The sequence below is a fragment of the Fulvivirga sp. AWR4_260 genome (assembly GCF_056158185.1).
This window is the reverse complement of sequence record NZ_JBSWSU010000015.1, coordinates 954487-968531: the sequence shown is the minus strand read 5'-3', so window position 1 is coordinate 968531 and position 14045 is coordinate 954487. Positions and strand designations below refer to the sequence as shown.

Here is a 14045-nt window from a genome sequence, read left to right as displayed (position 1 = left end):
TAAAGAGAGCCGGACTTAGCCGACTCTCTAATATATTGATTGAATTATAATTTAATTTTTAATGAACTGAAGTCTATATCTGGTAACCTGATCTGCCCTTTTGACCATTATTACTAGCATTTGACTGCTATTGATATAATCATTAAGATCTATGGTTATTTCAGCACTACTGGTTTCCATGCTAAACAATGATATACCCATAACATTAAACACCTCCACTTCAGCATTTTGATAAACAGTGTTATTACCAAAACTCAATGTTAACGTGCCGTTTGTAGGGTTAGGATATATTTGAACCGAGGTCTCCTGCCCTGGATCAACCCCTGTAACATCATCTAACACTTCAATATAACCTGTTTTTTGTCTGACAGGACTCTCTCCTGATTCATTAGAAACCTTTAATGACACATCATACACTCCTGGAGTATCATAAACTACCGTAGGGTTTTGAATATCTGAAGTATTAGGAGTGCCTCCTTCGAAGCTCCAGTCCCATATATTAGGGAAACCTGTACTCATATCAGTAAATTTAACTGACTCTCCTTTAAAAACTGTACGTGGATTAGCCTCAAACTCTGCCATAGGCAATGGATTCATTACAGATATATAAGCAGGATACTCCTTGGAACTTGTACCTATTACGTTAGTTACAGTCAATTTAACAGTATATTCACCAACTTCATTGTAAGTTACCACTTCAGTCTTATTGTTAGAAGTTAGCGGACTTCCGCCATCAAAATTCCAAGTTCTTTCAACTACAGCTCCCCAACTTACATCAGAAAAGGTAACCGACTGACCTACAATTATTTTGGTAGTATCGGCATCTATTACCACTTTTGGCAAGTCCATTCCCAAGTTATCTTCTAATGCAAACACAACGGTGGCAGAGGCATCGAACTTAACATCGTTACCCGTTGCATCCTTTTGATATGAAGTAGCAGAGCTAGGATGCTGCACTGAAAAGAAACCAAATTTATAGTCAGGTGAAAAAGTTAATCCCGTTGGTTCAGAACCTATAGGCATTGATGCAAATAACATTACGTTAGGTGCGTATTGGGTATGATCAGGCCTTACCACCCAGATGTAATTATTGTCACCATCTTGCAACACCCACAAATTACCTTTATCATCAAAAGTAAGGTTATCGTTACCACCTCTCCAAGGTTCATTTACAACACCCGCAGCTGTAGTAATTTCGTAAGATCTACCACCTACGAAAGTCTCAAAGTCACTTACATGATCTCCTTCATCTTTAAAACGATAAACCCTTCCCTTTCCTTTAGAAGTAAAATACACTTTACCATCAATAGGGCTGATTTCACAATCTTCTACACCATTGAAGTTTGTACCTCCTAAAGCTGCCGCCATGCTATTGATATTATTTCTATCTTCTTTGGTTACATTAGGTACCTGTACCCAAGTAGCAGTAGACCCTGATGGATCATCGGCCACTAGTGGATCATCAAGTTTTAGCACATATACCTTGCCTGAAGATAGATTTGCAGGTTCATCTGCAACAAACTTATAAACACAGTGTGTGCCTCCATCCTCGCCATAATAGACCGTAACACTATCATCAGCCACTACAACATTCTCATGATTCATTCGCCCCATTGCCCAAAGTTTTTCCTGCCCTACACTTTCATCGTAAATAACTACCTGAGCAGTTTTAGGATCTATCTCTACGGGCCATCCAACATCTTGGTATCCGTCACCATTTAAGTCACCATTATTGGTTGACTCTTCACAAGTAATGACTGTACCCCATGGAGTAATACCTCCAGAACAATTTCTAGTAGTGGTAACCAAAGCATTATTATATAAGTCTACCGCTGTTGACTTATCTACTTCCCACAAGTAATTATCGGTATTGTAATGAATATCTAACATAGACACTCCACCTGGTGTGTTTTCATGGTTAACAGATAAATACCCTTGAATACTGCTTCCATTAATCGGCACATAAGCGGTAAAATCATTATTACCAGGCACATCACCCTCTATTTCAGTATACCTATCCCCTTGTTTAAATAACAACTGAAAGTCATGATCTTCAGAAATAATCAATTTATCTGTCTGCCCGGTAGGGTCAATAGATGTGAAGCAACCAATATGATCTTCGCCACAGTCTACCGGAGGGTTTGGTTCTGATGCATTTTTAAGGTAAAGGTCAAACCCTAAATCAGAACTTTGGCCGTCTCTATTATGCACCTCTACAGCAATTCTATTGAGGCCTTCTCTAAAATCTGCAGAAGTTATGATGTATGAAAAATAAGCACGCTCATCTGCTCCATCAACTATTGCTGAAGAAGTAGTTAAATAATTAATATCTCCCTCAGGCATATTACTTCTTACCACTTCTTTCCCATTGATATAAACAATGGCGCCATCATCTCTCCTAAGTCCAAGCTCAAGAGCACTATTTAGATTATCCTTTTCAATAAGTATATCACGATAAAAATAAGTAGTGATAAATTTATTTGAAGCATCTTCTCCATAAGATATCACAGTGTTCATTTCATCTCCATAACCTAATGGACCTTCACCATCTGACCAATTAGATGCAACATAAGAGGTATCCATCCATTCCACATCATCAAGGCTGCTTCCATTATCGAGATAATGCCAACTAGAGGCTTTAACTAGAGGGAAATTTGCTGGAGCCAAAGGAGGTTCTTCATAGCCAATTTGCATATCAAAAGCTAAATCAGAGCTATTTAATGCGGCCTGGTGTAGCTCAACTGCTATTACATTTAAGCCATCATTTAATAAATTGGCAGTTTTAACTCTAAAATACTTTTCTTCATCTTGACCAGAAACAGCACTTGTAGCTAGAGTATTATAGTTAATTTCACCTTCTTGCATATTCATACGGAAGGCCTCTATGCCATTTACATAAACTACTGCACCATCATCTCTCAATACATCAAAGACTAGTGAATCGTACAACGTTTTATCTTCTACCTTAAAAACATGTCTTAAATACGTTGTTGGATATTTATTTTCTGCATCATCTCCATAATTTAAAGTGGTTACTGATGCATCACCATAACCTAGAGTTGCATTTCCATAGGCCCATTCATCGTCCGCAAAATCTAAAGCAGTCCAATCCACCTCATCTAGGCTTTCTCCATTATCATTATACATCCATAATGCACCTTTTCCCATTGGAAAATCTCCATTAATGAACCTATCAGGCATATCATAAGTAACTATTAACTTAGCTGCGGCAGTAGCAGATTTATCAAAAGTCTGCACCACTCTTTTACTAGTATTAGCACTATAACCCGGTATATTAAATGTAACGGGGTCCGCCAGCAAGAATGTGACAGCATTCCCCTTCTCCCATGCAGGATTACTCAAAACCGAATCTAGCAAATGAGCAATATTTGGCGTTCTTTGAGCTTCGTTTGCATCTCCTACGTTAGCAAAAGGAGCCGCTTGCCAAACTACGGTATCACCCAAGTACATGGTGCGGTGATAAAGATCAAAATCAAATGTTTGTATTGGCAATGAGTTAACGCTATTTTCAATACCAATGGCCACATTGACAACACCATCTGTATTTACTTCATCCACAGTAAACTGAATATAGGCATTTCTAATTATGGCACCTTGAGGCAAATTAACCTCATCAAAACGCAGTCCAATTAACTGCTCACTGTCCCCGTCTTTGGTTAGCTCAATATCAGAACTATCGATATACATATGCCCAGACTCCACATCTTGCTCAGCATCATCAGAAGCTGCAAGAATTGAAAATGCTTCAGTAGGACTACTTTTATAAGCTAAGTAGTATACGCCCTGTTTTAAATTTACATCAGCGAAAGTTACTAAGGCTCCTTCTGGCTTTGAGCTGGCTATCAATTCGTAATTTAACTCAGGGTCACCTTGAAGGAGATAAAACTCACTTACATAATTCAATAGTGAATCTACATTGTTAACGATTCTCCGCACATCCACTTTTAAATCAGCCACGGGCAAGTTCAGAGCATTAATGCTCCATCCTTGGGCGATATAAAATGAATCTTGTGCTAAGGGCTTTATGCCATAATTAATTGCTGAGCTGACGATTAAATTAGACGTGTAATCCTGAATAGCTCCTTCTACAAAAAGCCCTGTACTTTGATCTCTTATCACACTCCAACTAGCAGCTATATTCTCATTATAGTTTTCCAGAACTGTACCTGCTGGTGCACTAGACGCAACTATATTAGCATTAGAAGAAGGTATTTCACCTCCTTTAACACCAGAATTTAACAAACTCCCATCATTTTCTTGATCGAAAGTAAAGTTATAAGCCAATTGCTCGTCATCCGATTTTATAGATGAGTACATTTTAGAATGAATTTCAGTAGCCGTTCTTGCCTGACTCCAAACCCTTAGTTCGTCCATCATTGAGATGGTTTCACCTCCATAATTTAAACTCTCGCCTAATGCCAAATCCCAATTTTCATTGGGTACGTAACTGTCATATTCAGCGCTATCTACTGCTAAGCCATTAATAAATAATTTAACCCATTCTCCGGGAGCAGCTGTTACTGCAATATGATTCCACTCTCCAACATTTACTGCCGAAGGCGAACGTAGCTCTAACCAATCATTATTATTAAGGCCAAAAACCACCTTTATGGTATTATCATCGGGCACTTCAATACTGAAGCCTGTACTATTATTATCTACCCTACCATGATTAGAAAGAAGCTTATCATTATTAGCCGGATCTTTCATCAACCTTGACCAAAACTCTATAGTAAATGAATTAGACAACAATGGATTTACGTCCACAGACGGAATGACTACATCATGATTTTCTATGAGCGACAAGGCTCCTCCTCTACCTGCAGCTCCATATTCACCAGCCTTCCAGGCTATGAAGTATTCAGATTTCTCTAATGATGTATTAAAGAAAGTAACGCTTCTACCGTCAAATGCACCTTTCCCGATTGCGGTTAAACCACCATCTTGTTGTTGAAGCAAATAGTATTCACTGGCATTTTTGGTAATGCTATCATAATTCGCCAAAGCTGTTTCCAAATCTACTTTTAGAGTAGCGAAAGAAACATTTACGGGGTCTATGCTCCAACCTATATTTGAATAGTATAGTTCTTCTACTGCTATTGAATCGATCACTTCATTAGCGCCATCACCACTTCCAATAACTACATTACTATTATACAATGTAATAGGGTCGGCAATTGAAAGTCCGTTATTAGGCTTACCTCCTTTGCTCCAATAAGCAGTTACTTCAGAAGTATATGCACCTGGAATACTCCCTACAGGAGACGTTCCCGATATGAGCTCGGCTCCATTCAGTTCGATTTCAAAAGGTTCACTCCCCTTACTGATAATTGAATGATCTTCATAAGGACCAAAATCATAGTAGAGCACTAAGTTTTCTTCATTTGTACCCGTAATTTCATAATGCAACTGTTTATTAACCTGAGCTTGCGTCAATGAAGTATTATAAATTTTAAGCTCATCCATTTCAGCCTGTATAGCTCCAGAATAATTAGGGCTATACCCCAATCCAAGTCCATCAAAATTATTAGGAACATAGCCAGAGAAATCACCTTCCGCCACCAGCTCACCATTTACATAGTAGTACATTTTATCATTCTTCCTAGCAGAAAATGCTACATGATTCCACTCTCCCAAATTCCAAACATCACCTTGTTCTGAAATGCTGGTCCAGTCACTACCTCCATTACCCAATACAACATTAAGCTTATTGCTGCCCGGATACTCGAATGAAATACCTGTACTATTGCCATCTACGCGACCATTTGAAGATAAAATTTTAAAGTTATCACCTGGATCTGATGTCAGTTTCGCCCAAAACGCAATGGTAAAATCTTCCTTTAGAGCTTCATTAACAATATTTGAAGGGATATACATTTGCTGAGCTCCATTCAATTTCAAAACCTCTCCTCGGTGCGAAGCATATTCTGCATTATCTCTGATAGCCTCATCATCAATAAGCTTACTATACAGTTCAAATTCATCTAAACCTCCTACTAATCGATTTCCGTTAGTATCACTTCCTACATAAATAGATGCGTCAGAAGATTTAGAAGACACTATATTTGACCAGCTTTGCACTTCGAGTCCATTATAATACAACTTCAAAGAGCGCTTCACATTATCGTATTTCCACGCCACATGAGACCATTTACTGACCGGCAATGCAAATGAGCTCACCAAATCTATGCTATTGGCTATATCTTTGTAATGAAGATAATTATCTTGATCTAAGTTAAATGATAAGCCTGAGGCTCCATTAACATTAGAAAATATAGTACTCGTTTTTGCTACTTGAGGCTTCACCCAAAAAGAAAGAGTGTAAGCCTTATCAGCCATATTAAGTTCTTGGGTATAATCTATTTTAATTTCAGATTCCTCTGACAACTCAATAGCCGAATTAGTGACTCCGTTTTTATCTTTTATAAAGTTTACATTATTGGCAATTACGGGTAAATCATTTGCCGATGAATCCAAAGTATTATTTGTGAATGACAGATCTAGCTCAGTTGCTGTTGCACGCTCACTGGCCAGCATATCTTGATGAATTATCGTTTCAAAATATGGTTTCCCTTCTAAATCCACATATTCCACTTTCATTTTTCGGTCTTTCTGCTCACCTATAACATTTATCCTTAAGTAGGTTTGCTTCACCCCTCTAAGAATACGATCGCTATTATAATCTACCGAATAGTTACCATCACCAACATCAGAATTAATATTACCCGACAAAACATCAAACAAAGGATAGTTGACATCTCCATATCTACCATACAATTCTTGCTGGTGGATATCAGCGCTAAGGCAAAGCACCCCATCAATATTATTTTGCTGGATATAATTTACCAGATCATCTCCCTGAGCTGTTACCGAGAAATTTCTTCCTCCCCAGTGCTTTGCAAAAGCAGGTGTTCCAGAAATCAGAACTTTAAACGTGGCGTTAGAGTTTGAAAGGCTTTCTTTTAGCCAAGCCAGCTGATCGGGACCTAAGTGCTGAGCAGTACCATCTCTATAACTTCTATTATCCAAAAGGAAAAACTCCACATCTTTATATGTATATGAAGAAAATAAGCCCGGTCCTTCAGGAGTGCTTTTATATTCAGGGTTTGGCCACCAATCCTTAAATATGTCTCGCATTTCACCTAACGTAGGCATAGTTTTATTGAACTCATTTGGGCCAACATCGTGATTATCCGTGATAGCCAATTGAGGCATTGACATCAATAATTTATCGTGAAACTGACGATAAAACATATACCTATCAAAAGCCATATCTTTATTGGCCCAGTCATCAACACCATCAGGACACTGCCCCATAGCGTGCTGCAAGCCTAGCAAATAAGTAGCATCTCCCAACCAGACCATTAGATCACTACCTTCGGTAGACATCTGATTAAATATTTCGGGATCACCATTTTTATGTGTTTGGGATTCTGGTCTATCTATACAGCGTGTGGTATCATATATTCTACCACAACCACCGGCCAAAAACTCAAAATCACTCAATAGATCAGCTTCGTTCACAATAGAAGCCGTTCTGGCGTGCACTACACCATTTTCTTTTATATGTGCCTGATAAGTTTCACCTGGGGTAAGGCCTGTGTATTCAAATGACCTCAGGCTGTATCCGAGCCTATCATCACTATTAAACACTTCACCGCTAAGAGGTGTAGAGGGATTACCTGCTCCAGCAACTTCCAAAGTAAGTGCATTGTCAGAACCTGTATTTTGCTTTGTAAGCACCCAAACTCTCACTGAATTATTGTATACAGGACTAAACATGGGTCCGTAAACAATAGAATCTCCAGGAAGTGTTTGACCGCTTACTTTTAAACTGGCAGCAAATACCAGCAAGACGACTAGTAAGTAGTTAAATTGCTTCATAATATTTTAAAATAAACCTATTTAGCAAACAAAATTATACCCTTACAAATCTGTTTATTGTCCTTATCAATTAAGCATTCATTATCATTTTACATCATTATTTACATAGGATTTACACCATATTAACATAAGGACTCTATATGATTTTAAGGCTTAACAATATAGATAAAGCAATACTATTGAAACTAAAAAATTAAATGTACTGAAGGTCAGAATGTAGGATAAAGGGCAATAATCAAAAAGCACTGTTATTTAATATTCTATTAATACATTAACAGTGACTTAAAATCAATGTCAATGATCTGTACCTTCTGTTAAACTAATATCAGTAAGCGCATTTAAAAAATTGATAATATCACTTATTTCGCTTTCGGTGAGGTTAAGGGGGGCATCGGGCAATGTTTGGTGAGGTACTTGAGCTGACAATCCTATGCCAGCAGCTCCTCCTTTATCATAAAAATCTAGCACCTCTCTAAGGGTTGTATAGGCTCCATTATGAAAATAAGGGGCTGTTAAAGCTATATTTCTGACCGTCATGGTTTTAAAAGAATAGCGATAAATCTCTACCGCTTCATTTACAACCCCATTGTCAAAGCGCCCAAAATCACTATCTACTATATTTCCATTAGGTTGCTGCAGCACACCTAAAACTTCACTTTCATTTTCAGTAAAAGTAGGCGGAATTAACCCACTAAAAGTAGGAGCATAATGGCAAGTGCCGCAAGCAGCCTTACCCATAAATAAATTAAAACCGTTTTTTACTGTTTGTGGGAGCTCTGCTATTTCCCCTCTTATGTATTGATCTACAGGGCTGTTTACTGATTTTAGTGAAATAACGTAAGAAGCTAAGGCCTTAGAAAAATTATACCTTGTGATTTTTGAAGATTTGAATAAGCTTTCAAAAGCAGCTGTATAACCGCTATCCGCATTTAACTTTTTCAAAATCTCACTAAAAGAGGTATTATACTCAAGGTGATTTTCAATAACATGTTCAGCCTGATCCTCCAAGTCCATAGAACGCATATCGTAAAAATACCTATCAGAAAAGACTGCATTAATTAATGTAGGTGAATTTCTCTTTACCCTTAAATGGTCAATGCCTGCCAATGAAGTTTTTTCGCCATCAGTATACGCCAACTTAGGCTGATGACAACTAGCACAACTTAACTTGCTATTACTACTTAGCTGGAGGTCATAAAATAACATTTCACCTAACTTTCTTAAAGCCTTGCTGTCTTCTTCTGCCTTGAGTAAGCTATAATGGTATGGATTTAAAAAATCTTCATCGAATATATTGGTGCTGTTGCCATTCCATGCTGGGGTAGAATGGTGCTTCTCAGCAGAGGAAGGCAGTCCCATTTCACTTTTTAAAGCCGCCAGTTCAGCATAAATAGGGTTTACATACGTCATAAGAAACTCTAACCTATCAAAAGTATTAAAGTCCGTATGTTTGCTTAAGTATTTATCTGTATTCTTAAACAGGGCCATCAACGGTTTTACACTTACTTTATTACCTACTAATACCGGCAAGCCTTTCTGCATTCCCTTCAAAGCAGACCGAGCCTCTTCTATCCCATTTAATGAGCCAGGAGTATCAAAGCCAGTTACTCCTAAGGTGAATATTCGCACCACCTCAAGCCTACACGCCTCAAAAACCTGATAATCATAATAATATTTCCACTGCTCAATAGATTTATAGATTATTGCATAGTCTTCTTTTAATTTTTGAGTTAAAGCAATCAACTCAACAATACACTCACGGCAATCATTTTGATACAAAAGCTCATCTATTCTTTGCAAACCTGCTGGCGCCACTACCCTATTAGCACCTCTATGATGATCTAGGTTGAGGTAGTCAATAGGATAACTTTTTCTATACAATTCAGGATCTCCATAAATTTGACTATCAACAGCTGTACTCAAAGGATAAGGATCAATATGATCAAGAGGGGCCCCATTGATATAAGCTTTTACATGTTTAGGGAATAAATATTCTAGAATATACTCTATAGTTTTATAAGCTTTTCTAGTGGCTGATAATTGATTTTTTAATGCTATTATGCTTGCATTCCCTTTTTCAAAATCATGCTCTATTTGGAGTAGCTGATCTATTTCATTTTTTAGTTGCGTTGCATCCATTAAGATGGTTTTCTTATAACCATCATTATCAAATATTGATTTTGATTGTACATTCACCATCGCTAAACATATAATCAATAGTAATCTTACAACCTTATTACCTAACATTTATAGCATTAATTATTTTTAAAAGGATTGTCGGTTAAAGCATTTAAAAATGCGATTAACTCGTTTTTTTCTTTTGCAGTTAACTGAAGCGGATCCGCTGACAGCGTTTGGTTAACAACTTGAACGCCCTGAGCTTCAGCACCACCCAAGTCATAAAAGTCCACCACCTGCTCTAAAGACGAATAAGCACCATTATGAAAATAAGGAGCGGTTAACTCCACATTTCTAATAGTAGGAGTTTTAAAACTATTTTTAAAGATCCATGCTTGTTCACCTGTATTATCATTTGCGTAGCGTCCTTCATCTCTGTCTAAAACTTTATCCTCAGCATGCTCAAAAACACCAAGCACTTCACTTTCACTATCTTGATAAAGCGGTGGCACCAAACCAGAAAAAGTGGGAGCAAAATGGCATGTACCACATGCAGCTTTGCCCATAAATAAATTAAATCCATTTTTCACTTCCTCTTGTAGTAAGGCGGTTTCATTTCTGGCATATTGATCAAATTGGCTATTAAATGATCTTAACGACATTACATAAGAGGTTAAGGCTTTTGAGAAGTTATCTTTATTAATTTTTTTATTTTTAAAAGTTTTTGAAAAAGCCTTTTGATAAGCCTTGTTGCGTTTTAGCTTAGCCACTATGTCATCATAGGCAGTGTTAAATTCGTTTCTATTAAAAATCACATGCTCAGCTTGTTGTTCAAGGCTAAAAGCACGAAGATCGTAGAAGTACCTATCGGCATACACTGCATTAAGCAATGTTGGCGCATTTCTTAAAACAGTCTCGCCTTCCACACTACTTTTAGATTTCACCTGACCATCAGTAAAAGCTAATTCGGGTTGATGGCAAGTACCACAACTCATTTTGCCATCACCACTAAGGCTTGCATCATAAAAAAGCATTTTCCCCAGTGCCCTTAATTGATCACTGTCTTCTTGCTCATTCAAAAAAGTGAAAGCATATGGATTTAGAAAACTATCTGAAAAAATATGCTGACTTTGATTATTCCAATTTCCTAACTTTACTGATGATTTATTCGAATTGACTTCTCCTAATAATTCATATAGCGGGTCAACATAGTTTTTAAGGAAATATAACCGATCAAAATTCTCGAAATTGTCATTATCATTAATATACCCTATGGCATGATCAAAAAGTAAAATCATTTTTTCCTTTTCCTCATCGTCAAAACTCATGCGCTTCACTATGGCTCTTAATGATTGCATAGAATATTTTGTTTCCTCTACGCCCATTAATGATCCTGGAGTATCAAACCCTGTAACCCCAAGCGTGAATACTCTTACCAACTGTAGCCTTAATGCATTCACCAGATCATATTGTGGTATATCAGTATTTAGCTTGTTATAAAAAAGTATATCAATAGCACCAGTAAGCTTCTTACATAAATTGCGTAACCTCACCTGATCTACTTCATCGTCATAAGCCAACTCATCTAGCACTTGTAAGCCCACAGGAGGCACTACCATTGCCTTGGTAGTTTCTTTTTCGATATGCAAAATAGGAGCCCCATTAATATTACTGTTCACATATTCAGGATACAAATAGGCCAGATAAAACTCTATAGATTTATAACTATTTCTGGTTCTGGATAATTGAGCTCTGAAATCTTTCAAATCACTCTCGCCATGCACTAACTTTTCTGCGGCAATATCTAGGTCACTAACTTCCCTTTTAAAATTTGTCAGATATGATTCAATGGTAGTACCCACAGAGTTATACTGAACAAAAGAAGATAATAATATATACAACACTGCTAATATTAAGATAACAGCGGAATAAACAGCAGGCAGCGAATACTTTAGAGAATAGATTTTAAACATCCAAGCAAAATTATACTGACAGTCTCTACAGTACAATTTCGGCATATTAAATGATTGTTAGTTTAACTTCACAAACTTCATAATATAATAAAACATTAAGAATTATAGCTGATTTTGGCCATATAAAGGAAATATACGAGCAAACCGCAACTTATTACACCAAAAAAAGGTTTGAGATTACATTCTTTAATTTGCTTTTAGTAAGTTTGCAAATTCAATTTTAGGCTATGCAAAATATTAGAAATGTTGCTATTATAGCACACGTTGACCACGGTAAAACTACTTTGGTTGACAAAATCATTCATGCTTCGAAAATCCTTCGTGATAATCAGGAAACAGACGATCTTATTCTTGATAACGAAGATTTAGAGAAGGAAAGAGGTATTACGATTGTATCTAAGAACGTATCAGTACGTTATAATGACACCAAAATCAACATTATAGATACTCCTGGTCACGCGGACTTCGGTGGTGAAGTGGAACGTGTTTTGAAGATGGCAGACGGTGTTATCTTATTAGTTGATGCTTTTGAAGGTCCAATGCCTCAGACTCGATTTGTGCTTAGCAAAGCTTTATCTTTAGGTCTTAAGCCTATAGTAGTTGTTAACAAAGTAGACAAAGAAAACTGTCGTCCTGACGAGGTTCATGAGCAAGTATTCGACCTCATGTTCAACTTAGAGGCAACAGAAGAGCAGTTAGATTTTCCTGCATTGTACGGTTCATCTAAACAAGGATGGATGAACACTGACTGGAACCAACCAACTGACAATATTTTACCTTTACTAGATGCTATTGTAAAATATATCCCTCCTGCTCCTCAGCAAGAAGGTATTCTACAAATGCAGGTAACTTCTTTAGACTTCTCTGCTTATGTAGGTAGAATTGCTATTGGTAGAATTGCCCAAGGCACAGTAAAAGAAGGCGATACTGTAGGACTTACTAAAAAAGATGGCTCTGTAAAAAGAGCAAAAATCAAAGAAGTTCACATTTTCGAAGGCTTAGGTAAGAAAAGAGTACCAGAAGCTTCTAGTGGAGAAATCTGTGCTTTAGTAGGAGTTGAAGATTTCGAGCTTGGTGATACTGTTACTAGCTACGAAAACCCTCAACCACTTCCAAGGATTGCTATTGATGAGCCTACCATGAGTATGCTTTTCACTATCAACAACTCTCCTTTCTTCGGTAAAGAAGGTAAATTCGTTACTTCTAGACACCTAAGAGATCGTTTATACAAAGAAACAGAGAAAAACCTTGCTTTAAGAATAGAAGATACTACTTCTGAAGACCGTTTCAACGTATTTGGTAGAGGTATTCTTCACTTGTCTGTATTAATTGAGACAATGAGACGTGAAGGCTACGAACTTCAAGTAGGTCAGCCTCAAGTACTATTCAAAGAAATTGATGGCGTAAAGCATGAGCCTATCGAGCACTTGGTAGTAGATGTGCCTCAAGAAAGCTCTGGTAAAGTAATAGAATTAGTAAGTGCGAAAAAAGGTGAAATGAAAATCATGGAGCCTAAAGGAGACTTACAACATTTAGAGTTTGATATTCCTGCAAGGGGTATCATTGGTTTAAGAAACAATATTCTTACTGCCACTGCTGGTGAAGCTATCATGACTCACAGATTTAAGGAATATGCTCCTTACAAAGGTGATATACCTGGTAGAGTTAATGGTTCTTTAATATCAATGGAATCAGGCCCATCAACAGCTTACTCTATTGATAAGTTACAAGATAGAGGAGTATTTTTCGTAGATCCAGGAGAAGAACTTTACGTAGGTCAGGTTATAGGAGAGCACTCTCGTGACAATGACTTAGTAGTAAATATTCAAAAAGGAAAGAAACTTACAAACATGCGTGCATCAGGTTCTGATAGTAACGCTAAAATTGCTCCGGCAAAACGTTTCTCCCTAGAAGAAGCTCTTGAATACATTCAAAAAGATGAGTACTTAGAAGTTACGCCTAAATCTATGCGTATGAGAAAGATTTATCTTGATGAAAACGAGAGAAAGAGAATGGCAAACAAAGCAGAAAGTTAATTGCTTTAAACTA

At 37.2% G+C, this 14045-nt stretch carries 4 protein-coding genes; 1 reads left to right on the top strand and 3 read right to left on the bottom strand.

Going from position 1 to position 14045, the window contains the following annotated elements:
* Positions 1-51 precede the first annotated feature (51 nt).
* The 3 genes from ACXACQ_RS10565 to ACXACQ_RS10555 all read right to left on the bottom strand — a co-directional run bounded on the left by ACXACQ_RS10565 (position 52) and on the right by ACXACQ_RS10555 (position 12041).
* On the bottom strand, positions 52-7905 hold the full coding sequence (locus ACXACQ_RS10565; RefSeq protein ID WP_474975911.1) for a LamG-like jellyroll fold domain-containing protein: 7854 nt from the start codon (positions 7903-7905) through the stop codon (positions 52-54).
* Between the two features lie 294 nt (positions 7906-8199).
* Positions 8200-10104 carry a cytochrome-c peroxidase gene (locus tag ACXACQ_RS10560; protein ID WP_474975910.1) on the bottom strand — a complete coding sequence of 635 codons (1905 nt, stop codon included), beginning with the start codon at positions 10102-10104 and terminating at the stop codon, positions 8200-8202.
* A 56-nt stretch (positions 10105-10160) separates the two neighbouring features.
* Positions 10161-12041, bottom strand: coding sequence for a cytochrome-c peroxidase (locus tag ACXACQ_RS10555; RefSeq protein ID WP_474975909.1), 1881 nt, complete (start codon positions 12039-12041; stop codon positions 10161-10163).
* A gap of 182 nt (positions 12042-12223) precedes the next feature.
* Here ACXACQ_RS10555 and typA point away from each other — a divergent pair, with 182 nt between their 5' ends.
* The gene (gene typA / locus ACXACQ_RS10550; RefSeq protein ID WP_474975908.1) at positions 12224-14032 is read left to right on the top strand and encodes a translational GTPase TypA; all 1809 of its coding nucleotides are present in this window, start codon (positions 12224-12226) and stop codon (positions 14030-14032) included.
* Positions 14033-14045 lie beyond the last annotated feature (13 nt).

Excerpts from the sequence above, each read along its gene's own strand:
- ACXACQ_RS10565 (WP_474975911.1), bottom strand. The coding sequence starts at position 7,905 with ATGAAGCAATTTAACTACTTACTAGTCGTCTTGCTGGTATTTGCTGCC.
- typA (WP_474975908.1), top strand. The coding sequence starts at position 12,224 with ATGCAAAATATTAGAAATGTTGCTATTATAGCACACGTTGACCACGGT.
- ACXACQ_RS10555 (WP_474975909.1), bottom strand. The coding sequence starts at position 12,041 with ATGCCGAAATTGTACTGTAGAGACTGTCAGTATAATTTTGCTTGGATG.
- ACXACQ_RS10560 (WP_474975910.1), bottom strand. The coding sequence starts at position 10,104 with ATGGTGAATGTACAATCAAAATCAATATTTGATAATGATGGTTATAAG.